Here is a 25,036-nt window from a genome sequence, read left to right on the forward strand (position 1 = left end):
GCAAGGAGCGAAGCGACGCGCGCAGACCCTGGAATCCATGCCGTTACATCGAAGCGCCACCAACGGTGCAGAATCCTGGACCGCCGCGCCCTTCGCATAGGTCACGGCATGGATTCTCGGGTCAAGCCCGAGAATGACGAAGGTGCTGGATTATCGCGCCAAATCCGCCACCACCGCATCCAGCACGATCATGCCGGCGGTCGTGGCGCGCAGCCGGGCATTGCCGACCGGCGCGACCAGCCCCTCCTCCTGCAGCACCGAGAGCCGCGAACTGGACAGGCCACGCCCTGACAGCGCCTCGTAGCGTTGCAGGTCGATGCCCTCGGCGAGCCGCAGCCCCATAAGCAGGAATTCGTCGGCTTCTTCGGCGCGGGTCAGAATCTCGCCGCCGGTGACGCCGTGTCCCCTGGCCTCGACCAGATTGGCCCAGGTCTCCGGCATTCTCTCCGCTATTGTCACCGTGCGGCGGCCGTTCTCGACGAAGCGGCCATGCGCGCCAGGGCCGACGCCGACATATTCGCCGTAGCGCCAGTAGGTCAGATTGTGCCGGCTCTCGGCGCCTGGTTGCGCGTGGTTGGAAATCTCATAGGCCGGCAGGCCATGCGCTGCCGTCACCTCCTGCGTCATCGCGTAGAGGTCGGCGGCGTGGTCGTTATCGGGCAGCGTGAACTTGCGCGCCGCGTAAAGCGCATGGAAGGGCGTGCCCTCCTCGATGGTGAGCTGGTAGAGCGAAAGGTGGTCGGCGGCGTGGTCGATCGCCTGCTTCAGCTCCGCCCCCCAGGCTTCCGGCGTCTGGCCAGGCCGCGCGTAGATCAGGTCGAAGGAGAGGCGGGGGAATATCTCCCGCGCCAGGCCTATTGCCGACAACGCCTCCTCGACATTGTGCAATCGCCCGAGGAAGCGCAGGTCCTTGTCGTTCAGCGCCTGCACGCCCAGCGACACGCGGTTGACGCCGGCGGCGCGGTAGCCGCGGAAACGTTCGGCCTCGACCGAGGACGGGTTGGCTTCCAGCGTCACCTCGATGCCGGCCGGCACCGTCCAGTTCTTTGCCACCGCCTCGAGCACAGCGCCGACCGTTTCCGGCTTCATCAGCGACGGGGTGCCGCCGCCGAGGAAGACGCTGGTCACCTCGCGCGGCCCGGTGCGGGCGCGCATGGTCGCCAATTCGGTCTCGAACGCACGGGCAAAACGCTCCTGGTCGACCGGCTGGTGGCGGACGTGGCTGTTGAAGTCGCAGTAAGGGCACTTGGCCGCGCAGAACGGCCAGTGGATGTAGACGCCGAAGCCAGGGCCTCGGTCAAGCGGTATGGTCACTGTGCTCATGCCGATCCCGATCGCGCCGATGGGGTCGACTCCATTCGGGCCGGATCCAATCGGGCCAAATCCAGTCGCGCTTGTGCGAATTTCTGGAACGCGCGGGCGCGGTGCGAAAGCGCTGTCGCCTGGCCGGGCTTCCAGCCGTGCTTGTCCTCCGCGCTCATCTCGCCGAAGGTCTTGTCGAAACCATTGGGCAAAAACACCGGATCGTAGCCGAAGCCGAGCGTGCCGCGCGGCGGCCACACCAGCGTGCCTTCCGCTTCGCCCCTGTAATACTCCGCCTCGCCGTCCGGAAAAGCCAGGCAGATGACGGCCACGAAGCGGCCGGTGCGCTGCGCCGGCTCGGTCGCGCCGGCTTCCCGCAGCGCCGCTTCGGTCTTCTCCATGGCCATGCCGAAATCCCTGCTGCCGTCCGGCTTCTCGGCCCAGTTGGCGGTGTAGACCCCCGGCGCGCCGTCGAGCGCGTCGACGCAGAGCCCGGAATCGTCCGACAGCGCCGGCAGGCCGGTGGCCTTGGCCGCGGCATATGCCTTGATGTAGGCGTTTTCCTCGAAAGTGGTGCCGCTTTCCTCCGGTTCCGGCAGGCCGTACTCCTTGGCCGGCTTCGCCTCGAAGCCGAACGACGCCATCAGGTCGGCGAACTCGCGCAGCTTGCCTTGATTGTGGCTGGCGACGACGATCTTCTTTCCGTTGAGGGAATGCATCAGAAACCCCAGATCCTTGGCTCGGCGAACTCGATCGAATTGCCCGACGGGTCGCGGATATAGATCGAGTGGCCGCCCTGCGGCCATTCGAAATCGCTTTCGATGGCGACGTTGTTTGCCGCCAGATGCTTGCGCCACGCCGCGATTTCCTCGGCGCTGGCCGTGAAGCAGAGATGGCCTTCGCCGGCCGTGCCGTGCGGCGGCACCTTCAGCTTGGCGTCCGGCGCCGGCGGGATTTTGGTCGCCTCCGCGTTGAACAGAAGCAGCACCCCGTTGCCGCAGCGGAAGAACACGTGGCGACCCTCGACCTTGCCCAGCGGCTCGAGGCCGATGATGTCGCGGTAGAAGCCTTCGGCGGCATGCAAGTCCGTGACGTAGAGGGCCGATTCCAGAATCCCCGAGGGAGTCACGAGGCGCCCCCCTCTGCCCTCGGGCGTTCGTCGTTCGCAAAGCCAAGCAATTGGCTTTGCGTCCGCTTCGCGGACCACTCCTCACCCCCCACAATGGGGGAGATCAGCCGCCATTGCGGCTTTCGCCAATCACCTTCGTTGCAGGGCTGAGCGGAGCGCGGAAGCTGCCAATCTTCCCCCTTGGGGGGGAGATGTCCGGCAGGACAGAGGGGGGCGCCCAAGCTCGACATTTCAGATTTACGCAACCGCCATCTGCTGCAGGCTCACCAGCCGCGAAATCCCTTTCTTGGCCAGTCCCATCAGCGCCGCGAATTGCTCCTCGGAAAACGGCTCGCCCTCGGCCGTGCCCTGGATCTCGACGATGCCGCCCTTTCCGGTCATGACGAAATTGGCGTCGGTGCCGGCGGAGGAATCCTCCAGATAGTCGAGATCGATGACCGGCTGGCCGTCATGGATGCCGCAGGAGATCGCCGCGACATGATCCTTCAGCACCTTGGCGACACTGACCATCTGGCGCGCTTCCATCCAGCGCAGGCAATCGTAGAGCGCCACCCAGCCGCCGGTGATCGAGGCCGTGCGGGTGCCGCCATCGGCCTGGATGACGTCGCAGTCGACGGTGATCTGCTGTTCGCCCAGCGCCTGCAGGTCGACCACAGCGCGCAAGCTCCGGCCGATCAGCCGCTGGATCTCCAGCGTGCGGCCGCCCTGCTTGCCGGCGGAGGCCTCGCGCCGCATGCGCTCGCCGGTCGATCGCGGCAGCATGCCGTATTCGGCCGTCACCCAGCCCTTGCCGGAATTGCGCATCCAGGCCGGCACCTTTTCCTCCAGGCTCGCCGTGCACAGCACATGCGTGTCGCCGAATTTCACCAGGCACGAGCCTTCGGCGTGCTTGGAGACGCCGCGCTCGAAGGAGATGGCGCGCATTTCGTCGGCTTGGCGTTTGGAGGGGCGCATTCGGCCTGCTTTCTTCTCGGTTCCGCAATCGTGGCCGGCTTGTAGACGCATGCAGCCCAAGTCGCAAAGGAAAAGGACGGCGCAGGATAAAACGGCCGGGTTGCGCCAGGACGGCTTAAGTCTATATCTTTCTATAGGAGGTTTCTCGCCGGAATGAACAAACCAGTCGATCCGACGTCGCAGTCGCCGGTAGTCCAGTCACTCGACACGCGCTCGCGCGATATTTTCCGGCGGATTGTCGAATCCTATTTGCGCGACGGCGAGCCGGTCGGCTCGCGCAGCCTGTCGCGCATCCTGCCCTCATCGCTGTCGCCCGCCACCATCCGCAACGTGATGAGCGACCTCGAGCATCTGGGCCTGATCTACGCGCCGCACATTTCGGCCGGGCGCTTGCCGACGCAGACCGGCCTGCGTTTCTTCGTCGATGCTTTCATGGAGCTCGGCGACCTTTCCGACGACGAGCGCCGCACCATCGAGGCGCAGGTGCGCGCCTCCGGTTCCGGCGCGACGCTGGAGCATATGCTGACCGAGGCCAGCCAGATGCTGTCCGGCATGTCGCGCGGCGCCGGGCTGGTGCTCGCCTCCAAGAACGAGGTGGCGCTGAAGCACATCGAATTCATCCAGCTCGAACCGACCAAGGCGCTTGCCGTGCTCGTGTCGCAGAACGGCGATGTCGAGAATCGCGTCGTCGACCTGCCGGCCGGCATCACCGTCTCGCAATTGCACGAGGCGTCGAACTTCCTCAACGCGCATATCAGAGGCCGCACGCTGGCCGAGGCCCGTATCGAGATCGCCCGCATCAAGGACGAGACCAGGGCGGCGCTCGACACGCTGTCGCAGGACCTGGTCGAGAAAGGCCTGGCGGTCTGGGCCGGCGCCGAAAGCGGCCTGCCGGCGCGCCTCATCGTGCGCGGCCGCGCCAACCTTCTGGAGAACGTCACCGCCCAGGCCGATCTCGAATTGCTGCGCCATCTGTTCGAGGACCTGGAGACCCAGGATGGGCTCTTGCAGCTGCTCGACCTTGCCGAGGAAGGGCCCGGCGTGCGCATCTTCATCGGCTCGGAGAACAAGCTGTTTTCGCTCTCCGGCTCGTCGCTGGTCGTCGCGCCCTATCGCGACAAGGATGCCCGCGTCATCGGCGCGCTCGGCGTCATCGGCCCGACGCGCCTGAATTACGCCCGCATCGTACCGATGGTCGACTATACCGCGCAGCTGATTTCACGCATGCTCAGATAGCAGCGGCGTGCAAGGAAGCGCAAATCCAGGAAAGTGTTACGGGGCTCCGTCCGGAATTGCGTATATACTAAGAGATAGAGGCGGTTCGCCGTTTCCGTCAAACGGCGAACCGCTTTATCGCGAGGGAGGCAAACATGGCGCTGGAATCACTCAAGGCCCAGATCGACCTTCTGCTCCAGGAAATGGTCAATCAGCCCGAGGACGAGCACGAGATCCAGGAGCAGCTGCGCGAGAAGTTCAGGCAGCTGCGCGCCATGGGCCTGCCGTTGCCGGCCGATCTGGTCGCGCTGGAAAAGCAGCTCGACGACGATCTGGACGTGGAAGAGAGCTGAGCAGCTCCTCAAATCCACGCGCGCACGCTTCTCTTTCACGGTGCCTGCCCGATATCCTGTCGTTCGTTGATGCTCCATTGAAGCTCGACGGGTGCATTGGAGAACGAAGGAGACGAGCATGATGCGGATTGCCGGGCTTGCGGGCTTTATCCTGCTTGTCGCCAGCAGCGCCTTCGCCCAGCAGACCGATCCACCCTTGCTCAGCGGCGAAAAGGCCTTCGGCGACTGGAAGGCCGACCGGCCTGGGGTACGCAGGCTGCTCAAGCCGCAAGATTTGCGGAAACCCTATGCAACCGAGTCAGCCTCCAACGGCGGCGGCGTCACCGATCGCCCCGAGGACGCCAAGCCGAAGCTTCCGCCCGGCTTTTCGGCCGAGCTCGTCGCATCGGGCGTCGACGGCCCTCGCGTCGTGCGCGTGGCGCCGAATGGCGACCTCTTCGTGGCCGACAGCCGGGCAAACCAGGTGCGCGTCTACCGCCTGGCCGCCGGCAGCGCGGAGCCCGCCGAGAAATCGATCTTCGCCAAGGGCCTGACCCGACCCTACGGCATCGCCTTCTATCCGCCCGGCGACAAGCCGCAATGGGTCTATGTCGCCAACAGCGACAGCGTCGTCCGCTTCCCCTATCGCGACGGTGATCTGGAGGCGTCCGGCGGGCCGGAGACCATCGTCGCCAAAATCCCGGCCAGCCATCACTGGACGCGCGACATCGCCTTCTCGCCCGACGGCAAGACGCTCTACCTGTCGGTCGGCTCCGGCTCCAACATCGCCGAGGATATGGGCGCCAGGCCGAAGGGCGGCCTCGAAGCCTGGGTGAAATCGCAGCCGCTGGGCGCGACCTGGGGCGCGGAACAGGGCCGCGCCGACGTCCTGGCCTTCGATCCCGACGGCAGCAACCGCCGGATTGTCGCCACCGGCCTGCGCAACTGTTCCGGCATGACCGTGCAACCCGCGACGGGCGCGCTCTGGTGCGTCGTCAACGAGCGCGACGAGCTCGGCGACGACGTCCCCTTCGAATACGCCACCGCCGTCAAGGAGGGCGCCTTCTACGGCTGGCCCTGGTATTATATCGGCGACCATGAGGATCCGCGCTTCAAGGGCGCGCGGCCGGACCTCGCCGGCAAGGTCGCGATGCCCGACGTGCTGATGCAGGCGCATTCGGCCCCGCTCAACATCGCCTTCTACGACGGCGGCAATTTCCCGGCCGAATACAAGGGCGACGCTTTCGTCACCTTGCACGGTTCGTGGAACCGCGACATGCGCACCGGCTACAAGGTGGTGCGGCTGAAATTCAAGGACGGCAAGCCGACCGGCGAATACGAGGACTTCGCCACCGGCTTCGTCATTGCCGACGACGCGGTCTGGGGCCGGCCGGTCGGTGTGGCCGTGGCGAAGGACGGCGCGCTGATCCTCACCGAGGACGGCAACGGCACCATCTGGCGTATTACATATGGCGGCTAGCTCCTCAGCAGGAATCTGAAATCCGCCGCTTGTTGCAGGTAAATTTCACCGTCCATTTCCGCGAAATCAGCGCAAACGCCCCGGGACTGGCGGAAGCCCCTCAGCCTCGTCATTCCAGGGCGGAGCAGCCGCGAAGCGGCGTCGCGAAGACCCTGGAATCCATGCCGTGACCTGAGTCGTGGAATGCAGCGGAGCAGAATTCTGCACCGCGGCAGCGCTCGGATATCACGGAATGGATTCTAGGGTCTGCGCGCGTCGCTTCGCTCCTTGCTCCGCCCTAGAATGACGACGGGACTGGTCGTTTCGGCCAATTCCCAAGGTATGCGGTCTGCCAACGAGGGGACCAGCTCCCGGCCGAGTTGGCGCAACAAATCCCGCCGCGAGGGAATTACCGTCGACCCCTCATCATGATAAAAGCCCGGCTCCACACCGGTCCCTTGCGGAACCATACACTAGGCCTGAACCATGACACTCACCGGATTCCTCGCTTACAGTGCCGCGCTCGGCATCGCCGCCGCCATTCCAGGCCCGGGCGTCACCGCGCTCGTTGCCCGCGCGCTCGGCTCCGGCTTCCGTTCGTCGCTCGCCATGTCGTTCGGCCTGATGCTCGGCGACCTCACCTATCTCACCGCCGTGGTGCTCGGGCTCGCCTTCGTCGCCCAGACCTTCGGCATGGTCTTCCTCGCCATCAAATGGGCCGGCGTCGCCTATCTGGCTTTCCTCGCCTGGCGCTTCTGGACCAGCGGCATCACGCCCGAGACCGTCGAGGCGCGCAAGGCCAAGGGCGGACTGGCGTCGAGCTTCATCGCCGGGCTGACGGTCACGCTCGGCAACCCGAAGACGATGATCTTCTACCTCGCCATCACGCCGACCATCGTCGACCTGAAGACGATCACTCTTGCCGACTACGCCATCCTCGCGGCGCTGACCGTCGTCGTGCTGTTCGTGGTGCTGGTGCCCTATCTGGCGTTGGCCGCCAAGGCGCGCTGGTTCCTCAAATCGCCGCGCGCGCTGAAGATTCTCAACCGGACCGCCGCCGGCTTCATGATGGGCGCCGCAGCGGCCATCGCCGCGCGCCAGTAGCCTCCGATCTCAACCCGTCCGCTTTCAGCGAAAGCATTCCGGAAATGGGCCAATCCGGAAAATGCATTTCCGGTCCCGAGTGGTTTTGAGCAACCGCCCCACTCGGATATTTTCCAACCGCAGCCTATCTTGCGCGGCTGAAAGCCCTATTCTGTCCACCTGTGCTGTTGCCTTGGGAGCGAAACAATGAACAAGCCCGTCACTTCTGCGCGCGTGCCCGGCCGCGGCCGCGTCTTCAATTCGATCACCGAGACGATCGGAGACACGCCGCTGGTCAGGCTGGACAAGTTTGCGAAGGAAAAGGGCATCGTCGCCAATCTCATGGCCAAGCTCGAATTCTTCAACCCGATCGCCTCGGTCAAGGACCGCATCGGCGTCGCCATGATCGAGGCGCTGGAGGAGGCCGGCAAGATTGCGCCCGGCAAGACTACGCTGATTGAGCCGACCTCCGGCAACACCGGCATCGCGCTCGCCTTCGCGGCCGCCGCCAAGGGCTACAAGCTGATCCTGACCATGCCGGAGACGATGTCGGTCGAGCGCCGCAAGATGCTGGCGCTGCTCGGCGCCGAGCTGGTGCTGACCGAAGGCCCGAAAGGCATGAAGGGCGCCATCGCCAAGGCCGACGAGCTCGCCGCGACGCTGCCCAACGCCATCATCCCGCAGCAGTTCGAGAATCCGGCCAATCCCGAGATCCACCGCCGCACCACGGCCGAGGAAATCTGGAACGACACCAATGGCGAGGTCGATATCTTCGTCGCCGGTATTGGCACCGGCGGCACCATCACCGGCGTCGGCCAGGTCTTGAAGAAGCGCAAGCCGTCGCTGCATGTCGTGGCTGTCGAGCCGGAAGCCTCGCCGGTGCTGTCGGGCGGCCAGCCCGGTCCGCACAAGATCCAGGGTATTGGCGCGGGCTTCGCCCCGAAAATCCTCGATACTTCGATTTATGACGAGGTCGTCAGGGTTTCGAACGAGGATTCGGTCGCCAATGCCCGCCTCGTCGCCCGCCTCGAAGGCGTGCCGGTCGGCATCTCGTCGGGCGCGGCGCTCCAGGCCGCCATCGTCGTCGGCTCGCGGCCCGAGAACAAGGGCAAGAACCTCGTCGTCGTCATCCCCTCCTTCGCCGAGCGTTATCTCTCGACCATCCTGTTCGACGGGCTGGGCGCCTAGGCGCGTCCAACTTGAGCGACGAGATCCTTCGCGCCCCCTCTGCCCTGCCGGGCATCTCCCCCACTTGGCCCACCTGGGGGAGATCAGCAGCTTCGGCGCCTAGCTCGATTTTACAACGTTGGAGATTGGCGAAAGCCAACGCGACGGCCAATCTCCCCGGGGGAGATGTCCGGCAGGACAGAGGGGGCGCTGTCCCTCCAACCCAACAGGTTGATCGTCTCCCGCTTACTGGACCACTGAAAAAAACACCTCTGGCGCCCGTAGTTTCGCTTGAGCGAGGTGAGGCTTCGATCCAAACCTGTGCCGCTGTCCCGAATCGGCCGGCGGGAGGATTTCATGTACAAGCTCTACACGCGTCCGGGCAGCGGCGGCTTCGTCGTCGAGGCGGCGCTCGCCATGGCCGGCGTGCCCTTCGAACAGATCGATGTGCCGAAGCAGGGTTCGCCCGATCCGGCCTTCCTCGCCATCAGCCCGCTGAACCAGGTGCCGGTGCTGACCTTGCCGGATGGTCATTCGCTGACCGAATCGGCGGCGATCTGCATTCTGCTGGCCGAGCGCCACCTTGAAGCGCGTCTGGCGCCGGAAACGGGCTCGTCCGGCCGTGCCGATTTCCTGCGCTGGATGGCCTTCTTGTCGTCGGTGCTCTACCCGGCCATCCTGAGGCTCTATTACGCGCACCGCTACACCGTGGATGGCGAAGGCGTGCAAGCGGTGAAGAAAGCCGCCGTCGCCGAGATGGATCGCGGCTTTGCCGTTGTCGACCGGGCGCTCGCCGGCCGTGACTGGCTGGCCGGCGAGGCGCTCTCGCTGGCCGACATCTATCTCGTCATGCTGATAGCCTGGCATCCTGAGGTCGAGAAAGCGCGTGACGCCTGGCCGAACATCGAACGCCTGTGGGCCAGGCTGCGCCGGCATGAGCTGATCCGCAAGCTGAACGCATCCCATGAGATGTGGCCGCAAGCCTAATGCGCGTCGCGCGAAACGGATTCAGGCGACGCGCTTCTATGTCTTTGTTTTAATGCATGTCGTTATCCCGGAACCGTGCGCGCTTCTGGGTGACAGGCATTAATTCCTGCCCAGCTTCGCCTTCTCGCCCTGCAGGAAACGCCGCAGCGCCGGATCGCGTTCGAGGCCGATCGCCTGGTCGTAGGCTTCGGCGGCGTGCTTGATGTTGCCGAGCCTGGCCAGCAGGCCGGCGCGGGCGGCCCAATAGGGCTGATAGTCCTGCAGCCGCCTGTCGTCGCCCAGCACGTAAAGAGCCGCCAACCCAGCCAAGGCGCCCTCGGTTTCGGCAATCGCCACCGCGCGGTTGATCGCCACCACCGGTGAGCCGGCCACTTCCAGCAGTGCGTCATAAAGCTGGTGGATCGCCGTCCAGTCGGTGCCGCTGCCGCGCCGGCGCGCCGTGTGGGCGGACTGCACGGCGGCCTCCAGCTGGTAGCGGCCGATGATCCCCCTTTGCGCGGCGGTTACGAGCAAGGCTTCCGCCTCGTCGATCAAGCTGTCGTCCCAGAGCGCGATATCCTGCTCGGCAAGCGGCACGAAGTCTCCTTCCGGGCCGCGCCTGGCCGAGCGGCGCGCCTCGGCAAAAAGCATCAGCGCCAGCAGGCCCAGCGCCTCCGGCTCGTCCGGCATCAGCGAGGCGACCAGCCGGCCGAGCCAGATGCCTTCGGTGGCGAGATTGCGTCGCCTGGTATCGGTGCCGATCGGATCGGACCAGCCCTCGGCGAAGGTGGCGTAGATCGCTTCCAGCACGGCGCCCAGCCGCTCGCCGAGTTCCGCCCGCCCCGGCACGCGAAACGGAATCCCGGTTTCGCGGATACGCGCCTTGGCCCGCACCAGTCGCTGGCCCATCGCCGCCGGCGAAACCAGGAAGGCCGAAGCGATGGTCGCGGCGTCGAAGCCGAGGATCGTCTGCAGGATCAGCGGCGCGCGCACGCTCGATTCGATCGCCGGATGGGCGCAGGCGAACATCAGTCTCAACCTGTCGTCCGGCAGCTCCTCGCCGCTCATGCGGGCCTCCATTTCTTCGGCAATCAGCTGCAAGTGATCGCGGGCCGCCTCGCCGGTCAGCCGCCGCCGCACGGCGTCCACGTCGCGCCGGCGCGCCACCGCCAGCAGCCACGCCTCCGGCTGCGTGGGCACGCCGGTTCGCGGCCAGCGTTCAAGCGCGGCCGCGAAGGCATCGGCCAGCGCGTCCTCGGCGCCGGCGACGTCGCGCGTGCGGGCCGCGAGCCAGGCGACCAGCTTTCCATAGCTGCGCCGGGCGGCCGCCTCGGCCGCCGCCCGCGCGATCTCGGAGCGATCATCCATTGCGGGGCTCGCTACGCGGGTATGTAGTCGGCCATCTCCCAGATCGGCCGCACCTCGACCGTGCCCGTGCTTGCCGCCGGGCAGCGCGCCGCCCATTCGATGGCGGCGTCGATGTCGGCCACCTCGATCATGTAGAAGCCTGCCAATTGCTCCTTGGTATCGGCATAGGGACCATCGAGCACATTGGTCTTGCCGCCGGCCAACCGCACCGAGGTGCTCGCCTGGGTCGGGCGCAGCCTGTCGCCGGCTAGCCACGCGCCGGATTTGTGCAGTGCCTCGGTATAGGCGCCATAGGCCGCGAGCACCTGCTGGGTCTGCTCTTTTGGCGCATTCGCCATCGCGGCTTCGTCATTGTAGATCAAAAGCATGTATCGCATGGTCTTCTCCCGTTTCTTTGAAGGCCGCGTCGTCGCGTGCCGACCTATGTCGTGTGGGCTCGGGCGATTTCGACAGGCGCCTTGAAAATCTTTCTTCCCCAAAGCAATCGAGCGCAAGCCAGCGCCTTTCGCCGCCACTCAACTGTTCGTCTAATTGCGGGTTGGCATTTGGCTTCTCCCGTCTAAACTCACGAACGTCGCGCCGGGGAGGCGGCGCAGCGCGACCGTTTCAGGAGGAGGAAAACCATATGCTCGATTTCAGGACGAAATTTGTTGCTGCCGGCGCCTTGGCGTTGTCGCTTGGTCTCGGCGCCATGTCGGCCGGGGCGCAGGAATTCATCAATGTGCTGACCGGAGGCACGTCGGGTGTCTACTATCCGCTCGGCGTGGCTTTGTCCGAGATTTACGGCAAGGGCATCGAAGGTGCCCGCACCCAGGTCCAGGCGACCAAGGCTTCCGTCGAGAACCTCAACCTGTTGCAGCAAGGCAAGGGCGAGATCGCCTTTGCGCTCGGCGACTCTGTCAAGATGGCCGCCGAAGGCAACACGGAGGCCGGCTTTCCAGGCAAGCTCGACAAATTGCGCGGCATCGCCGCGATCTATCCCAACTACATCCAGATCGTCGCCAGCCAGGAATCCGGCATCAAGACGCTCGCCGACCTCAAGGGCAAGAGCCTGTCGGTCGGCGCGCCGGCCTCGGGCACCGAGCTCAACGCGCGCGCCATCTTCGCCTCCGCCGGTCTCAAATACGAGGATCTCGGGCGGGTCGAATATCTGCCCTTCGCCGAGTCGGTCGAGCTGATCAAGAACCGGCAGCTCGATGCCACCTTGCAGTCGGCCGGCCTCGGCGTCGCCTCCATCCGCGACCTCGCGACCTCGGTTCCCATCAACGTCGTCGCCGTGCCGGCCGGGGACGTCGCCAAGATCGGCGCGCCCTATCTTTCCGTAGTTATCCCGAAAGGCACCTATGAGGGCCAGACGGAAGATGTGGCGACCGCCGCCGTCGGCAATTTCCTGATTACCCGCGCCGACGTCTCCGACGACACCGCCTATCAGATGACCAAGCTGCTGTTCGAGCATCTCGACCAGCTGGCCGCCGCCCATGCCGCCGCCAAGGCGATCGATCCGGCCAAGGCGCTGGACGGCATGCCGGTGCCACTGCATCCCGGCGCGGAGAAATACTACAAGGAAAAGGGGCTGCTGAAGTAAAAAGAGTGGCGCGACTAGCTGAGATGTCTTCGTCAGGCACCCCCCTCTGGCCTGCCGGCCTTCTCCCCCTCAAGGGGGGAGATCAGCAGCTTGGGCGCCGGCATTTCATCTGCGGCGTTGGCGATTTGCGAAAGCCGCGACGACAGCCAATCTCCCCCCTTGAGGGGGAGATGCCCGGCAGGGCAGAGGGGGGCGCCTCGCACCACAATTCGCTCGCTTTGGAGTGCGTCGGATGAGCGAAGCCACGTCAGGAACGACAACCGACGGCAATCCGGCCACCTATCATCTCCCTGTCGCCGAAGAACAAGTCGAAGGCCTGCCGCCCGGTTTCGGCGACGGCCTCGCCGGCAAGGCGGCTTTCCTGATCGCCGTCGCCTTCTCCGTCTTCCAGATCTACATCGCCGCCTATGGCAGCCTGCCCAGCCAGGTGGTGCGCGCCATGCATGTCGGCTTCCTGCTGCTGCTCGGTTTCGGCCTGATCGCCAATCTGCGCGCCACCGGTTTGGCCGCGAAGGCTGCATTCTGGACACTCGGCGTGCTGGGCTTCGGCACCGGCCTCTACAACTGGGTCTTCTATGCCGATCTCATCCGCCGCTCCGGCTTCCTCACCACGCCGGACCTGATCGTCGGCGCGTTGCTCGTGGTGCTCGTCTTCGAAGCCGCGCGGCGGCTGATGGGCCTGCCGCTGGCGGTCATCGCCTTCCTCTTCCTCGCCTATTGCTTCGTCGGCAATCACCTGCCGCCGCCCTTCATCCATCGCGGCTATGATTTCGCCCAGCTGGTCGACACCTTCGCCTACGGCACCGAAGGCATATACGGCACGCCGGTCTATGTTTCGGCAGCCTACATCTTCATCTTCGTCGTCTTCGCCGCCTTCCTCGAACGCGCCGGCATGATCGCGCTGTTCAACGATTTCGCGCTCGGCCTCGTCGGCTCATGGCGCGGCGGCCCGGCCCAGGTCTGCGTGCTGTCCTCCGCGCTGATGGGCACGATCTCCGGTTCGGGCGTGGCCAATGTCGTCGCCAGCGGCCAGTTCACCATCCCGCTGATGAAGCGCTTCGGTTTCCGCTCCGCCTTTGCCGGCGCGGTCGAGGCGACCTCCTCGATGGGCGGCCAGATCATGCCGCCGGTTATGGGAGCCGTCGCCTTCATCATGGCCGAGACGCTGAACATCCCTTACGCCGAGGTGGTCAAGGCGGCGATCATTCCGGCGCTGCTCTATTTCGGCGCCTGCTTCTGGCAGGTGCATCTCGAGGCCGGCAAGGCCGGCCTGCACGGCATGGCCAAGGCGGAACTGCCCGATCCCTGGGAAGCGGTGCGGAAGCACTGGCCGCTGGTGCTGCCGCTCGCCGTGCTGGTCTACCTGCTGTTTGCCGGCTACACGCCGATCTTCGCCGGCACGATGGGCCTTGCGCTGACCATCGTGCTTATCCTCGGCACGCCGCTGGCGGCCTTGATCGGACCGCTCGCCTTCCGCGTCGTCTTCTGGCTGGCGCTCGGTCTCGCCGCGGCATCCTTCATGCGCTTCGGCGTCAACGTGCTTAGCCTCGTCATCGCGGCGCTCGTCGTCGCTTGCCTCGCCTTCAAGGGCGGGCGCGAGACGCTGCGCATTTGCGTCGACTCGCTCGCCGAAGGGGCAAAGAACGCCCTGCCGGTCGGCATCGCCTGCGCCATCGTCGGCATCGTCATCGGCACGCTGACGCTCACCGGCATCGCCTCCACCTTCATCGGCTGGATCATCTCCATCGGCGAGAACAACCTGTTCCTGTCGCTAGTATTGACCATGCTCACCTGCCTTGTGCTCGGTATGGGCATTCCGACCATCCCGAACTACATCATCACCTCCTCGCTTGCCGGCCCGGCGCTGCTGTCGCTCGGCGTGCCGCTGGTCGTCAGCCACATGTTCGTCTTCTATTTCGGCATCATGGCCGACCTCACCCCGCCGGTGGCGCTCGCCGCCTTCGCCGCGGCGCCCATGGCGAAGGAAAGCGGCCTCAAGATCGGCATCCAGGCCACCAAGCTCGCCATCGCCGGCTTCGTCGTGCCTTTCATGGCCGTCTATACGCCGGCCTTGATGCTGCAGGACGCGGGTCCCGTCGCCGCTTCGTTCGGCTATCCCGTCGAGGTCGCCTATATCGTCGTCAAGGCCTGCATGGGCATCGTGCTTTGGGGCGCCGCCGCGGTCGGCTTCCTCGCCCGCCGCATGGCCTGGTGGGAGCGTTTCGTCGCCTTTTGCGCCGGCCTGCTGCTGGTGGCCGCATTGCCGCTCACCGACGAGACCGGCTGGGCGCTGGCGCTGGCGTGGATCGGTTGGCACTGCTGGCGGGCCCGCCGGCTATCCGCGACCGGCGCCGCCCGATGAGCCTGTGCATCCTCGCCGCCGGCAAGACGGTGACGCTCGCCGCCGCCGCCTTCACGCTGTCCTGGACGCATTCGGTGGAGCGGACACGCTGGCAGGAGGATTGGAAAGTGTCGCCTGCCGGGCTGCAGGTCGTCGAAGCACGGGTCAAGGGCTCCGGTGCCGGCATGGAGCCGCCGGAGGGCTCGACGCTGCGGAGCGGCTGGTGGACCTATGTGCCGCGGATCGCAGCCCAGCCGCGTCTGGTGCTGGCGGCGTCCGGCGCCACCCGGGAAGGCTGGACGCTGTGCACGGCCGCGGGCTGCCGGGAACTGGGCGAGGTGGCCGGCGAACCCACCGTGCTCGAACCATGCGCCAGCTCCAGCCAGTCGCGGTAGCGCATGATCGGAAGCGGCCGTCCTCGACGGTTTCGGAGGCGTTCGAGCGCGGGCACGTCGAGCTTCCTGAGGATGAACTGGACGAACCTGAGCGGAACACGCAGACGCCGTCGAAGACGATCAGCGGCTGGCGGGCGTCATGGCTGGCGCGGGAGAGCGGGACGTTTCGGTTCGGGCAGGCCGGTCATGGCGGCCCCGGCTGCTTGTGCCCCCGGGCAACAAGCCAGGGGAGACACTAAGCCAGCCGGCGGCGGCATTAGAGTCGCGGCGTTGTCGCACGCCAGTTGGCGGCAAGCGCAAGGCGCTCGGCGCGGTAGGTCGTGGCGCGCTGGTCGGCGGCCGGCCTGCAAATGCGGCTGTGGTGATCTCGTTCGCGGGTCATGGTCAGTTCGCGCCGACGCCGAGCGAGTTGCCGCGGCGCGCGCAGGCCGGACCCGGGCCGCGCATGTAATAACGCTCCGGCCGATAGGTCGGCGCGACGAATTCGCGAATGGCGGCGGCATAGCCGGCGATGTGGTTCCAGAAGTTCATTTTACCTGTCCCTGTCCCGTTTTCGGATGTCCCTTCCGAATTGTCCGGGAGCATAGCGTCGAGGCGTGAATAGTCGGTGAACGGGATGTTAATTTCTGGTCCGAAACGCGTTGCTTCGTGGCCGGAATGCGGCTGATTCGCGGTCTTTCCAGGCCTTTTGTCGCGTTTGCGCGCCGTGTGACTTTTGCATCACATATGTTTCGTTCCGATGTCGCTTCGACGCGCTTCTGTTTCCACGTTCGGCCGCCCCTGGAAATTTCCTTTCGCGCGCCCATTCCGGCAGGAACCCGTCACAGGGGACGACGTTGACCAGACAAGGCCGGGTGCCCGGCCATGTTGACGGCTGTCCCGCCGCGCAACTCCCCAACAACCACGAAACATGGAAAGGCAACCGCCATGGGCTTCTTTTCGAAGGACATCAAGACGCTGGACGATCTCTTCATCCACACGCTGCGCGACATCTACTATGCCGAAAAACAGATCGAGAAATCGCTGCCGAAAATGATCGACAAGGCGACCGACGCGCAATTGAAAGCCGGCTTCGAGAAGCATCTTATGCAGACCAAAGGTCACATCGAACGGGTCGAGCAGGTGTTCGAATTGCATGGCGTCAAGGCCAAGACCGTGAACTGCCCCGCGATCGACGGCATCCTCGAGGAGGCCGACGAGGTGAGCGGCGATGTCGACGACAAGGAAGTCCTCGACGCCGCGCTGATCGCCTCGGCGCAGGCGGTCGAGCACTATGAGATAACGCGTTACGGCACGCTGATCGCCTGGGCAAAGCAGCTTGGCCGCAGCGACTGCGCCAACGTGCTGGCCAAGAACCTCAAGGAGGAAGAGGCGACAGACCGCAAGCTTACCGAGATCGCCGAAAGCAAGGTCAACCTGCAGGCCGCCGAGTAAACCTGCGCGGCTGGAGGCCAGCACCTTGGACGCTGGCCTCCATGCCCCTGGAACCGAAGCGGCGCCTTGGCCGTTCCGGTTTGTCGCGCATGCTGGAAGGAGTTCGTCATGGCGCCGCGTCCCGCCTGGAGCGGTTATCTCAAGCTTTCACTGGTCACCTGCGCCATCGAACTGAGCAACGTCGTCACCCACGCCGAAAAGGTCTCGTTCCACGTCCTCAACCGCAAGACGGGCAACAGGGTCCGGCGCGTCTATGTCGACCAGAAGAGCGCCAAGCCGCTGGACGAGGACGAGGAAGTCAGGGGTTACGAGGTCGGCAAGGACGAATTCGTCCGCATCGAGGACGAGGATATCGAAGCGGTCCAGATCGAATCCTCGCACACGCTCAATCTCGACGGCTTCGTCGACAAGACCTCGATAGACCAGGTCTATCTCGACACGCCCTATTATGTCTCGCCGGCCGACAAGGTGTCGGAGGAAGCCTTCGCCGTCATCCGCGATGCTCTGGCCGAGAAGAAAATGGCAGGCCTTGCCCGCATCGTGCTTTACCAGCGGGAGCGGCCGGCGATGATCGAGCCGTTCGGCAAAGGCATGATGCTGACGACGCTGCGCTACGGCGACACGGTGCGCGAGGCGTCCGGCATCTTCGCCGATATCCAGACCACCAAGCTTGACGGCGAAATGGTCGAGATGGCCGAGCGTATCATCGACAGGAAGAAGGCGAAATTCGATCCCGGCAAGTTCAGGGACCGCAATGAGGAATCGTTGCTCGAGCTGGTCCGCGCCAAGAAGGCCGGCAGGAAGGCGCCCAAGGCCAAGGCGCAGCCCAAGCCGTCCAATGTGGTCAATCTCTTCGATGCGCTGAAGAAGAGCCTCAATGCCGAAGGCGGCGCAAGAACCGGCCGGGCCGCGTCGAAAACGCCGGCCGGGAAAAGCAAGGCCAAGCCCGCATCCAGGCGCAAATCCGCGTAGAGGAGAACCGCGTCATGGCCGGCCTCGAGCAATATCACGCCAAGCGCGATTTCAGGAAAACCGCCGAGCCGGCCGGCAAGGTTGGCCGGCAGAAGAAAGGCGATGCCGGCGGCATCTTCGTCATCCAGAAGCACGCCGCCACGCGGCTTCACTACGACTTCCGGCTGGAACATGACGGCGTGCTGTGGAGCTGGGCGGTGACGCGCGGCCCGAGCCTCGATCCGCATGAGAAGCGGCTGGCCGTGCATGTCGAGGATCATCCGATCGACTATGCCTCCTTCGAGGGCACCATTCCGAAGGGCCAATATGGCGGCGGCGCGGTCCTCGTCTGGGACGAAGGCAGGTGGATTCCGGATGGCGATCCGGCCAGGGCGATGAAGAAGGGTCATATCGACTTCGAGCTCGAAGGCCACAAGCTCAATGGCCGCTGGCATCTGGTCAGGTTGCGGCCGCGCCCCGGCGAGAAGCGCGACAACTGGCTGCTGATCAAGTCCGACGATGCCGCCGCGCGTCCCGGCGAAGACGTATTGGCGGAGGAGCCCCGCTCGGTCAAATCCGGCCTGACCATCGAGGAGATTGGCCAGGGCAAGGCCGCCAAGGGCGAGAAGCCGAAGGTCTGGCATTCGAACAGGCCCGCCGCCGGCAAGGCAAAGGCCAGGCACGGCAAGCGGCTCGAATTCATCGAACCGCAGCTCGCCACGCTGGAAAAGAATGCGCCCGCCGGCGACGACTGGCTGCACGAAGTGAAATTCGACGGCTACCGCATGCAGGCGCGGATCGAAGGCAGCGATGTCAGGCTGCTCACCCGCGCCGGTCTCGACTGGACGGAAAAATTCGACGGCCCGATCACCGCCGCACTGTCGCGGCTGAAATGCCGCGACGCCATCATCGACGGCGAGATCGTGGTGCTGGCCGACAGCGGCGTGTCGTCTTTTCCGCTGCTGCAGGCGGACCTGTCGGCGCGTCGCGCCGACCGCTTCATCTATTATGTCTTCGATCTGATGCTGCTCGACGGTGAGGATTTGCGCCGCGAGCCGCTGGTCGAACGCAAGCAGGCTCTGGCCGAGCTGCTCGGCGAGCAGCCTGACGATTCGGCGCTGCGCCTCAGCGACCATTTCCACGAACCGGGCAAGATCATGCTGCAGCATGTCTGCCGCATGGGCCTGGAAGGCGTCGTGTCGAAGCGCGCCGATGCGCCCTATCGCAGTGGCCGCGGCCTCACCTGGATCAAGTCGAAATGCACCCTGCGCCAGGAATTCGTCATCGGCGGCTATCTGCCGTCGGACAAAACCGGGCGCGGCCTGCGCTCGCTGCTGGTCGGCTATTATGAGGGCGGTAAGCTGCATTACGCCGGCCGCGTCGGCACCGGCTTTTCCGGCAAGCTACTGACGGACCTCAAGAAAAAGCTCGACGACCTCGAGGCCAGGCAGTCGCCGTTTTCGGCCGCCGTCCCAAAGGGCAAGGGTCTTGTCTGGGTCAAGCCGCAACTTGTCGGCGAGGTGGAGTTCCGCAGCTGGACATCCGACCGTATAATCCGTCACGCCTCGTTCCAGGGATTGCGCGAGGACAAGCCGGCGGAGGAAGTCGTGCAGGAACAGCCGAAGAAAGCCTCCAAGGCCGAGAGCGAAGCCAAAACGGGCAGCGGCAAGGCCGCGCCGAAAGCCCCGGCCGGAACGGCGAAGACCTCGATAAAACTCTCGCATCCCGACAAGCTGTTGTGGCCGGATGAGAAGGTCTCCAAGCAAGACCTGCTCGATCACTACGCGCTGGTCTGGCCGCGCATGGAGCAATTCGTCGTCAACCGGCCGCTGAGCCTGGTGCGCGCGCCGGACGGCGTCCACGGCCAGCGTTTCTTCCAGAAACACGCCTCGCCCGGCATGAGCGACAGGATCGCGCGGATGAAGGATCCGACCGACGGCGAGGAAATCCTGTTCATCAAGGATTTCGACGGCCTCGCCGCGCTCGTCCAGTACGGCGTGGTCGAGGTGCATATCTGGGGTTGCACCCTCGACGCATTGGAAAAGCCCGACCAGATCATCTTCGACCTCGATCCGGATGAAGGCGTCGACGTCGGCCGCGTGCGCGAGGCGGCGCTCGACATCCATAAGCGGCTCGACGAGCTGTCGCTGCCGAACCTGGTCAAGACCTCCGGCGGCAAGGGCTATCACGTGCTGGTGCCGCTGAAACCATCGGCGGAGTGGGACGAGGTCAAGGATTTCGCCCATGATTTCGCCCGCGCGCTGGAGCAGGCCGCGCCCGACCGCTACACCGCGACGCTGTCGAAGAAGGCGCGCACGGGCAGGATCTTCGTCGACTATCTGCGCAACGGCAGGGGCTCGACCACGGTCGCGCCCTATTCCTCGCGCGCCAAGAAGGCCGCGACGGTGTCGATGCCGGTGACCTGGCCGGAGCTTGAAAAGGGCTTGCCGCCGAATGCTTTCCCGCTTGGCGATGCTTCCACGCTGGCGCAGCTGAAGAAAGCTGATCCTTGGAAGGAGTTCTTCGAGCTGGGGAAGGCGCTGAAGCGGGGGTAAACCTTCCAACGTTGGCGGGACAGCACCCCTCTCTGGCCTGCGGGCCATCTCCCCCGCAAGGGGGGAGATTGGCAGTTCTGGCGCCCCGCCATTCTTCCAACATTGGAGATTGGCGAAACCGGCTGAGAGCTTAATCTCGCCCTTGCGGGGGAGATGCCCGGCAGGGCAGAGGGGGGTGCCTCGCGCCAGCATTGCGAGGCTATCGTTCCACCCGCTCTACGCCAGAAACACCCTCTCAAACGCCTGCCTGCCCTTCGGCGAGAACACCACGGCACGGCTGTCCTTCTCGCGCCGCGCCCATTTCTCGGCGATGATCTTGTCGAGGATGGCGGCGCCCAGCGTGCCGGCCAGATGCGAGCGCCGCACGCTCCAGTCGAGGCAGGCGCGGCACACCGGCCGCCGCGCCTTGGCACGGGTCTCGATGCCGAGCGCGGTGAAATGCGAGGCCCCGGACGAGGAGAGCCTGATCTGATTGTCCTCGCGCAGCAGCAGTTTCCTGTCGAACAGCCGGTCGAGCATCGCCACCGCCTGCTCGCCGGCAAGGTGGTCGTAACAAACCCGCGCCACGCGCATGGCCGCGTCGCGCGGACCCGGCCGCACCCGCTTCGGGCCGACCGCCTCGGCGACGCCGGTGATCGCCTCGATCATGCCGGCCACCTGAGCGCTGGCCAGGCCGTAATAGCGATGGCGGCCCTGGCTCGCCAGCGTCAGCAGGCCGCCATCCATGAGCTTCGACAGATGCGACGAAGCAGTGGGCAGCGACACGCCGGCTTCCAACGCCAGTTCCGACGCGGTCAGCGCCGTGCCGCCCATCAGCGCGTTGAGCATGTTGGCGCGGGCCGGGTCGCCGACCAGGCTGGCGATGCGCGCGATATCGGGTCCCTCACGCATGGTTCGATCCTTATCGAAGCATTCCCGTCAGGGAAGCACTATTCTCGGGTGAGCTCAAGCAGACCGGGCAAACGCTCCTGACAGCAGAATGCCTAACACAACCGGCACAAGCGATGTTTCGACCACGGTCGAACCGTCGCCGTCCAAAAGCCAACCGGCGAGGAGACCGACATGACCATCACCTGCTTCATCCGCTATGAGATCGACCCTTTCGGCAAGGCGGCCTTCGAGCAATATGCGCGGGCCTGGGGCCAGGCCATTCCGCGCTGCGGCGCCGACCTGATCGGCTACTACGCGCCGCATGAAGGCTCGGCCACCACCGCCTATGCCGCCTACGATATCGAAAGCCTCGCGGCCTACGAAGCCTACCGCGCGCGGCTTGCCGCCGACCCGGCCGGCAAGGCAAATTACGAATTCGCGCGGCGCGAGAAATTCATTCTGAAGGAAGATCGCGTCTTCCTGAAACGGGTGTCCGGCCCGCACGGCCCGAGGCAGCTCTTCCAGACCGACGTGATCGTCAAAGAGAGGATAGAGGCATGATCGCAGTCATCTTCGAGGTCGAGCCGGCGGAGGGAAAGCGCGATGCCTATCTTGGCATCGCCGCGGAGCTCAGGCCCCTGCTCGACGGCATCGACGGCTTCATCTCGATCGAGCGCTTCCAGAGTCTCGCCGACCCGAAGCGGATGCTGTCGCTGTCCTTCTGGCGCGACGAGGAAGCGGTGAAAGCCTGGCGCAACACCGACGAACACCGCCAGGCGCAGAAGGCCGGACGCGGCGGCATCTTTGCCGGCTACCGTCTGCGCATCGCCCATGTCGTGCGCGATTACGGGCTGACCGAAAGGGCAGAGGCGCCGACGGATAGCAGGGCGGTGAATGGGTGAGCTCCCCCTTCTCCCCTTGTGGGAGAAGGTGGATCGGCGCGATAGCGCCGAGACGGATAAGGGGTGTTCCAGCGGAGTGAGACGCCGGCTTTCCCTGGAGCACCCCTCATCCGTCGCCTTCGGCGACACCTTCTCCCACAAGGGAGAAGGGGAAGTCGCCTCAAGCATTGCCGATCAGCACGCCCGCTCCGAAGACCAGCGCGCCGCCCAGCACCACCTGGAAGGCGGCGCGCCAGAATGGCGTCTGCATGTAGCGGTTCTGGATGAAGGCGATCGCCCACAGCTCGAAGAACACCACGATCGCGGCGACGATGGTCGCCGTCCAGAAATAGGGGATGAGATAGGGCAGCGCGTGGCCGAGCCCGCCCAGCGTCGTCATGATGCCGACGGTCAGGCCGCGCTTCACCGGCGAGCCGCGCCCCGACAGCTTGCCGTCGTCGGAGGCAACCTCCGTGAAGCCCATCGAGATGCCGGCGCCGATCGAGGCGGCCAACCCGACCAGGAAGGTCTGGAAGGTCTGATGCGTGGCGAACGCGGCGGCGAAGATCGGCGCCAGTGTCGACACCGACCCGTCCATCAATCCGGCCAGCCCCGGCTGCACATAGGTGAGAATGAACTGGCGCTGCTCGGCGCTCGCTTCTTCGACCTTGACCTCGCCCGGAACATGCTTCTGCTCCAATTCGTGCGCCGAGCTTTCATGGCCTTGCTCGGCCACCGCGAGGTCGTTTAGCAACTTGCGCGTCGATGCGTCGGTGGTGCGCTTGGCGGCCTCGACATAGAAGCGATAGGCCTGCTGCTCCATTTCTTCGGCCTGGCGCCGTACATGCTCGATGCCCAGCGGCCTCACCAGCCAGTCAGGCTTGCGCTCGTAATAGCCTCTCACATGCTCGCGCCGGATCAGCGGGATGCGCTCGCCGAAGCGCTTGCGGTAAAGCTCGATGAGGGAATCGCGGTGGCCATCCTCCTCCTCGGCCATGGCCTCGAAGACTTTGGCCGATTGCGGAAAATCCTGCGCCAGGCCATCGGCATAGGCGCGGTAGATGCGCCCGTCATCCTCCTCGGAAGAGATCGCCAGTGCCAGGATCTCCTGCTCCGACAGTGAATCGAAGGAACGGCGGCCGAAGCCAAAAACACGGGAAAGCATGATGGGATCACTCTAGTTTAGAATCATTCTAAACTAGGATCTTGACTGCCGGACGTCAATTGCGAACGGCGTTGGCCGCGCCCCCGGATGGGGTGGGCCCAAGCGCCCCTTCATTATTGCCGAATGTTTGCCTATATAGCTGCAACTGTCGACCTGAAGGAGCCCGCTATGACGGACAAGACCCCGCCGCACGCATTCGATCCGAAACCCATTCTCGACCTCATCGCCGCCATCGAGGCCGACTTGCAGCGCCTGAGGGGCCTGGTCGAGGAGCAGATCGAAAAATTCGATCCCGCCAACCCGCACAACAAGACGCCGGAAGGCAAGTTGACCGAGGAAGGCGTCGAGTGCTGCTACCGCATGTTCGACGAGGGCAAGTCGCGTTATTCGGTCGCCCAGCAGATGAAGATCTCGTTTGCCGCCGCCACGCACCGCTTCAACAGCTGGCGCAAGCTCGGCGGCAAGAAACGCACGCGCGCGCTGCTGGGGTGAACCCGCGCCTTCGTCATCCTCGGGCTTGACCGGCTTGACCCAAGGATCCATGCCGTGACCTCGATTGAAGGGTGCAGCGGCTCAGAACAAGCGTCTCAGTCCGTTGTAGAAGCTGCCTGATTCTGACCTGCTTTTGCGCGTCACGGACGTCACGGCATGGATTCCAGGGTCTGCGCGCGTCGCTTCGCTCCTTGCTACGCCGTGGAATGACGAGGGTGGGCGATCCACGGCCGTCATCGCCAACATTGTCTCCATCACATTTTTTCGTTGGCGCGCCGCGGCCCTTTCCGTGCACCATGGGCGATCCCTTTCTTTCGTAAGGCCCTCGCCCATGACCATCCTCCCCGGCATCTCCGACATCCGCGCCGCCGCGGCGCGGCTTTCGGGCCTGGTCGTCGAAACGCCGCTGATCGAATCGCCCGAGCTCAACGAGCGCTATGGCGGCCGCATCCTGTTCAAGCCCGAGACGCTGCAGCGCACCGGCTCCTTCAAGATCCGCGGCGCCTACAACAAGCTGTCGTCACTGAGCGAGGAAGAGCGCAGCCGTGGCGTCGTTGCCTTCTCCTCGGGCAACCACGCGCAAGGTGTGGCGGCCTCCGCCGCCATGTTCGGGGTCAAGGCGGTCATCGCCATGCCGGCCGACGCCCCGGCCATGAAAGTCGGCAATGTCCGCAGGATGGGCGCCGAAGTGGTGCCGTTCGACCGCTTCAAGGACGACCGCATGACGGTCGTGCGCCCCTATGTCGAGAAGGGCATGGCGCTGGTGCCGCCTTTCGACGATCCGGCCATCATCGCCGGACAAGGCACGATCGGCCTGGAGTTGATGAGGCAGGCGCAAGCCCTTGGTGTGGCGCTCGACGCCGTCGTCGTCCCTTGCGGCGGCGGTGGCCTGTCGAGCGGCATTTCCGTCGCCGTCAAGGATGCCTCGCCGCGCACCGAGGTGTGGGCTGTGGAGCCGGAGCATTTCGACGACACGCGCCGCTCGCTGGCCAAGGGAGAGCGGGTCTCGAACGAGCCCGGCCATGCCTCGATCTGCGATGCTATCCTCACCGCCGAGCCGGGCTTGATCACGTTCGAGATCAACCGCAGGAATCTCGCCGGCGCCATCGCCGTTTCCGACAAGGCCGTCGCCCAGGCGATGCGCGACGCCATGGCTTATCTGAAGCTGGTGGTCGAACCGGGCGGCTGCGTCGCCCTTGCGGCCTTGTCGTCGGGCGAGATCGACCTCGCCGGCAAATGCGTTGCCGTGGTGCTGTCCGGCGGCAACGTCGATTTCGGCACCTATGCCGAGATCATGGCGGCTGCGTAAGGGGGTGCCGCGCGCAGGAAGCTACCGCGTTCCTTCGCGCCCCCTCTGTCCTGCCGGACATCTCCCCCAGAAGGGGGGAGATT

26 protein-coding genes are annotated in these 25,036 nt (G+C 65.2%); 16 read left to right on the forward strand and 10 right to left on the reverse strand.

Features of this window, described 5'->3' with window-relative positions; translation table 11 throughout:
• Positions 1-150: 150 nt before the first annotated feature.
• The 4 genes from hemW to rph form a co-directional block, all read right to left on the reverse strand.
• Positions 151-1,323: a radical SAM family heme chaperone HemW gene (hemW, locus tag F3H96_RS18855; RefSeq protein WP_188131455.1), complete on the reverse strand. Its 1,173-nt coding sequence runs from the start codon at positions 1,321-1,323 to the stop codon at positions 151-153.
• Entirely contained in the window at positions 1,320-2,021 is a 702-nt protein-coding gene (rdgB, locus tag F3H96_RS18860; protein ID WP_149803231.1) for an RdgB/HAM1 family non-canonical purine NTP pyrophosphatase, read from the reverse strand. Before rdgB ends, hemW begins: the two co-directional genes overlap by 4 nt.
• Positions 2,021-2,431 carry a VOC family protein gene (locus F3H96_RS18865; protein WP_149803232.1) on the reverse strand — a complete coding sequence of 137 codons (411 nt, stop codon included), beginning with the start codon at positions 2,429-2,431 and terminating at the stop codon, positions 2,021-2,023. Before F3H96_RS18865 ends, rdgB begins: the two co-directional genes overlap by 1 nt.
• Before the next feature lie 237 nt (positions 2,432-2,668).
• Entirely contained in the window at positions 2,669-3,385 is a 717-nt protein-coding gene (rph, locus tag F3H96_RS18875) for a ribonuclease PH (RefSeq protein WP_027169620.1), read from the reverse strand.
• Positions 3,386-3,538: 153 nt separating this feature from the next.
• Between rph and hrcA the strand changes: the two genes are divergently transcribed.
• The 6 genes from hrcA to F3H96_RS18905 all read left to right on the forward strand — a co-directional run bounded on the left by hrcA (position 3,539) and on the right by F3H96_RS18905 (position 9,628).
• A complete protein-coding gene (gene hrcA, locus F3H96_RS18880; protein ID WP_149803233.1) occupies positions 3,539-4,621 on the forward strand; it encodes a heat-inducible transcriptional repressor HrcA in 1,083 nt (360 codons plus the stop codon).
• 134 nt (positions 4,622-4,755) lie between these two features.
• On the forward strand, positions 4,756-4,953 hold the full coding sequence (locus F3H96_RS18885; protein ID WP_149803234.1) for a hypothetical protein: 198 nt from the start codon (positions 4,756-4,758) through the stop codon (positions 4,951-4,953).
• A gap of 118 nt (positions 4,954-5,071) precedes the next feature.
• Positions 5,072-6,412: a sorbosone dehydrogenase family protein gene (locus tag F3H96_RS18890; RefSeq protein ID WP_149803235.1), complete on the forward strand. Its 1,341-nt coding sequence runs from the start codon at positions 5,072-5,074 to the stop codon at positions 6,410-6,412.
• A 465-nt stretch (positions 6,413-6,877) separates the two neighbouring features.
• Positions 6,878-7,495 (forward strand): LysE family translocator, encoded by a 618-nt coding sequence (locus F3H96_RS18895; protein ID WP_149803236.1) that lies wholly within the window; start codon positions 6,878-6,880, stop codon positions 7,493-7,495.
• Between the two features lie 186 nt (positions 7,496-7,681).
• Complete coding sequence (gene cysK / locus F3H96_RS18900) at positions 7,682-8,662, forward strand: cysteine synthase A (RefSeq protein WP_112098170.1); 981 nt, start codon at positions 7,682-7,684, stop codon at positions 8,660-8,662.
• Positions 8,663-8,998: 336 nt separating this feature from the next.
• Positions 8,999-9,628, forward strand: a complete 630-nt coding sequence (locus F3H96_RS18905; RefSeq protein WP_149803237.1) for a glutathione S-transferase family protein — start codon at positions 8,999-9,001, stop codon at positions 9,626-9,628.
• 99 nt (positions 9,629-9,727) lie between these two features.
• Here the strand turns inward: F3H96_RS18905 and F3H96_RS18910 are convergent, their stop codons facing one another.
• Together F3H96_RS18910 and F3H96_RS18915 are read right to left on the reverse strand one after the other, a co-directional pair.
• A complete protein-coding gene (locus F3H96_RS18910) occupies positions 9,728-10,975 on the reverse strand; it encodes an RNA polymerase sigma factor (protein WP_149803238.1) in 1,248 nt (415 codons plus the stop codon).
• A gap of 11 nt (positions 10,976-10,986) precedes the next feature.
• Positions 10,987-11,352 carry a YciI family protein gene (locus tag F3H96_RS18915; RefSeq protein ID WP_149803239.1) on the reverse strand — a complete coding sequence of 122 codons (366 nt, stop codon included), beginning with the start codon at positions 11,350-11,352 and terminating at the stop codon, positions 10,987-10,989.
• A gap of 248 nt (positions 11,353-11,600) precedes the next feature.
• On the opposite strand from F3H96_RS18915, the gene F3H96_RS18920 reads away from it, so the two are divergent.
• The 3 genes from F3H96_RS18920 to F3H96_RS18935 all read left to right on the forward strand — a co-directional run bounded on the left by F3H96_RS18920 (position 11,601) and on the right by F3H96_RS18935 (position 15,296).
• Positions 11,601-12,560: a TAXI family TRAP transporter solute-binding subunit gene (locus tag F3H96_RS18920; protein ID WP_149803240.1), complete on the forward strand. Its 960-nt coding sequence runs from the start codon at positions 11,601-11,603 to the stop codon at positions 12,558-12,560.
• 232 nt (positions 12,561-12,792) lie between these two features.
• A complete protein-coding gene (locus F3H96_RS18930; RefSeq protein ID WP_149803241.1) occupies positions 12,793-14,922 on the forward strand; it encodes a TRAP transporter permease in 2,130 nt (709 codons plus the stop codon).
• Positions 14,919-15,296 (forward strand): DUF1850 domain-containing protein, encoded by a 378-nt coding sequence (locus tag F3H96_RS18935; protein ID WP_149803242.1) that lies wholly within the window; start codon positions 14,919-14,921, stop codon positions 15,294-15,296. Before F3H96_RS18930 ends, F3H96_RS18935 begins: the two co-directional genes overlap by 4 nt.
• A 256-nt stretch (positions 15,297-15,552) precedes the next feature.
• Here the strand turns inward: F3H96_RS18935 and F3H96_RS31525 are convergent, their stop codons facing one another.
• Positions 15,553-15,678 carry a hypothetical protein gene (locus F3H96_RS31525; RefSeq protein ID WP_280177781.1) on the reverse strand — a complete coding sequence of 42 codons (126 nt, stop codon included), beginning with the start codon at positions 15,676-15,678 and terminating at the stop codon, positions 15,553-15,555.
• Positions 15,679-15,680: 2 nt separating this feature from the next.
• On the reverse strand, positions 15,681-15,827 hold the full coding sequence (locus F3H96_RS18940) for a hypothetical protein (protein ID WP_140545780.1): 147 nt from the start codon (positions 15,825-15,827) through the stop codon (positions 15,681-15,683).
• A 396-nt stretch (positions 15,828-16,223) separates the two neighbouring features.
• On the opposite strand from F3H96_RS18940, the gene F3H96_RS18945 reads away from it, so the two are divergent.
• The 3 genes from F3H96_RS18945 to ligD all read left to right on the forward strand — a co-directional run bounded on the left by F3H96_RS18945 (position 16,224) and on the right by ligD (position 20,236).
• Positions 16,224-16,730 carry a ferritin-like domain-containing protein gene (locus tag F3H96_RS18945; protein ID WP_149803243.1) on the forward strand — a complete coding sequence of 169 codons (507 nt, stop codon included), beginning with the start codon at positions 16,224-16,226 and terminating at the stop codon, positions 16,728-16,730.
• A 108-nt stretch (positions 16,731-16,838) separates the two neighbouring features.
• Positions 16,839-17,702, forward strand: a complete 864-nt coding sequence (locus F3H96_RS18950) for a Ku protein (protein ID WP_149803244.1) — start codon at positions 16,839-16,841, stop codon at positions 17,700-17,702.
• 14 nt (positions 17,703-17,716) lie between these two features.
• A complete protein-coding gene (gene ligD / locus F3H96_RS18955; RefSeq protein ID WP_149803245.1) occupies positions 17,717-20,236 on the forward strand; it encodes a DNA ligase D in 2,520 nt (839 codons plus the stop codon).
• Between the two features lie 216 nt (positions 20,237-20,452).
• On the opposite strand, the gene F3H96_RS18960 is transcribed toward ligD, so the two are convergent.
• Positions 20,453-21,127 (reverse strand): winged helix-turn-helix domain-containing protein, encoded by a 675-nt coding sequence (locus F3H96_RS18960; protein ID WP_149803246.1) that lies wholly within the window; start codon positions 21,125-21,127, stop codon positions 20,453-20,455.
• Positions 21,128-21,298: 171 nt separating this feature from the next.
• On the opposite strand from F3H96_RS18960, the gene F3H96_RS18965 reads away from it, so the two are divergent.
• Together F3H96_RS18965 and F3H96_RS18970 are read left to right on the forward strand one after the other, a co-directional pair.
• Positions 21,299-21,667: an NIPSNAP family protein gene (locus F3H96_RS18965; protein ID WP_149803247.1), complete on the forward strand. Its 369-nt coding sequence runs from the start codon at positions 21,299-21,301 to the stop codon at positions 21,665-21,667.
• Complete coding sequence (locus F3H96_RS18970; RefSeq protein WP_149803248.1) at positions 21,664-22,008, forward strand: antibiotic biosynthesis monooxygenase; 345 nt, start codon at positions 21,664-21,666, stop codon at positions 22,006-22,008. Before F3H96_RS18965 ends, F3H96_RS18970 begins: the two co-directional genes overlap by 4 nt.
• Before the next feature lie 160 nt (positions 22,009-22,168).
• Here F3H96_RS18970 and mbfA read toward each other — a convergent pair whose 3' ends face one another.
• On the reverse strand, positions 22,169-23,152 hold the full coding sequence (gene mbfA / locus F3H96_RS18975; protein WP_149803249.1) for an iron exporter MbfA: 984 nt from the start codon (positions 23,150-23,152) through the stop codon (positions 22,169-22,171).
• Positions 23,153-23,320: 168 nt separating this feature from the next.
• Between mbfA and F3H96_RS18980 the strand changes: the two genes are divergently transcribed.
• Both F3H96_RS18980 and F3H96_RS18985 read left to right on the forward strand, forming a co-directional pair.
• Positions 23,321-23,644: a hypothetical protein gene (locus F3H96_RS18980; protein ID WP_149803250.1), complete on the forward strand. Its 324-nt coding sequence runs from the start codon at positions 23,321-23,323 to the stop codon at positions 23,642-23,644.
• 331 nt (positions 23,645-23,975) lie between these two features.
• The gene (locus F3H96_RS18985) at positions 23,976-24,953 is read left to right on the forward strand and encodes a threonine/serine dehydratase (RefSeq protein ID WP_149803251.1); all 978 of its coding nucleotides are present in this window, start codon (positions 23,976-23,978) and stop codon (positions 24,951-24,953) included.
• Positions 24,954-25,036: the final 83 nt, after the last annotated feature.

Origin of the sequence: Mesorhizobium sp. NFR06 (genome assembly GCF_900115245.1) — a bacterium.
Taxonomy (GTDB): domain Bacteria; phylum Pseudomonadota; class Alphaproteobacteria; order Rhizobiales; family Rhizobiaceae; genus Mesorhizobium.

Bases quoted from the DNA above. Each gene is read 5' to 3' on its own strand.
- F3H96_RS18970 (WP_149803248.1), top strand. From the start codon at position 21,664: ATGATCGCAGTCATCTTCGAGGTCGAGCCGGCGGAGGGAAAGCGCGAT.
- F3H96_RS18920 (WP_149803240.1), top strand. From the start codon at position 11,601: ATGCTCGATTTCAGGACGAAATTTGTTGCTGCCGGCGCCTTGGCGTTG.
- F3H96_RS18945 (WP_149803243.1), top strand. From the start codon at position 16,224: ATGGGCTTCTTTTCGAAGGACATCAAGACGCTGGACGATCTCTTCATC.
- F3H96_RS18910 (WP_149803238.1), bottom strand. From the start codon at position 10,975: ATGGATGATCGCTCCGAGATCGCGCGGGCGGCGGCCGAGGCGGCCGCC.
- F3H96_RS18980 (WP_149803250.1), top strand. From the start codon at position 23,321: ATGACGGACAAGACCCCGCCGCACGCATTCGATCCGAAACCCATTCTC.
- F3H96_RS18935 (WP_149803242.1), top strand. From the start codon at position 14,919: ATGAGCCTGTGCATCCTCGCCGCCGGCAAGACGGTGACGCTCGCCGCC.
- F3H96_RS18950 (WP_149803244.1), top strand. From the start codon at position 16,839: ATGGCGCCGCGTCCCGCCTGGAGCGGTTATCTCAAGCTTTCACTGGTC.
- F3H96_RS18885 (WP_149803234.1), top strand. From the start codon at position 4,756: ATGGCGCTGGAATCACTCAAGGCCCAGATCGACCTTCTGCTCCAGGAA.
- F3H96_RS18895 (WP_149803236.1), top strand. From the start codon at position 6,878: ATGACACTCACCGGATTCCTCGCTTACAGTGCCGCGCTCGGCATCGCC.
- cysK (WP_112098170.1), top strand. From the start codon at position 7,682: ATGAACAAGCCCGTCACTTCTGCGCGCGTGCCCGGCCGCGGCCGCGTC.
- ligD (WP_149803245.1), top strand. From the start codon at position 17,717: ATGGCCGGCCTCGAGCAATATCACGCCAAGCGCGATTTCAGGAAAACC.
- rph (WP_027169620.1), bottom strand. From the start codon at position 3,385: ATGCGCCCCTCCAAACGCCAAGCCGACGAAATGCGCGCCATCTCCTTC.
- hrcA (WP_149803233.1), top strand. From the start codon at position 3,539: ATGAACAAACCAGTCGATCCGACGTCGCAGTCGCCGGTAGTCCAGTCA.
- F3H96_RS18960 (WP_149803246.1), bottom strand. From the start codon at position 21,127: ATGCGTGAGGGACCCGATATCGCGCGCATCGCCAGCCTGGTCGGCGAC.
- F3H96_RS18915 (WP_149803239.1), bottom strand. From the start codon at position 11,352: ATGCGATACATGCTTTTGATCTACAATGACGAAGCCGCGATGGCGAAT.
- F3H96_RS18890 (WP_149803235.1), top strand. From the start codon at position 5,072: ATGATGCGGATTGCCGGGCTTGCGGGCTTTATCCTGCTTGTCGCCAGC.
- F3H96_RS18930 (WP_149803241.1), top strand. From the start codon at position 12,793: ATGAGCGAAGCCACGTCAGGAACGACAACCGACGGCAATCCGGCCACC.
- mbfA (WP_149803249.1), bottom strand. From the start codon at position 23,152: ATGCTTTCCCGTGTTTTTGGCTTCGGCCGCCGTTCCTTCGATTCACTG.
- F3H96_RS18905 (WP_149803237.1), top strand. From the start codon at position 8,999: ATGTACAAGCTCTACACGCGTCCGGGCAGCGGCGGCTTCGTCGTCGAG.
- rdgB (WP_149803231.1), bottom strand. From the start codon at position 2,021: ATGCATTCCCTCAACGGAAAGAAGATCGTCGTCGCCAGCCACAATCAA.
- F3H96_RS31525 (WP_280177781.1), bottom strand. From the start codon at position 15,678: ATGACCCGCGAACGAGATCACCACAGCCGCATTTGCAGGCCGGCCGCC.
- F3H96_RS18940 (WP_140545780.1), bottom strand. From the start codon at position 15,827: ATGAACTTCTGGAACCACATCGCCGGCTATGCCGCCGCCATTCGCGAA.
- F3H96_RS18965 (WP_149803247.1), top strand. From the start codon at position 21,299: ATGACCATCACCTGCTTCATCCGCTATGAGATCGACCCTTTCGGCAAG.
- F3H96_RS18985 (WP_149803251.1), top strand. From the start codon at position 23,976: ATGACCATCCTCCCCGGCATCTCCGACATCCGCGCCGCCGCGGCGCGG.
- hemW (WP_188131455.1), bottom strand. From the start codon at position 1,323: ATGAGCACAGTGACCATACCGCTTGACCGAGGCCCTGGCTTCGGCGTC.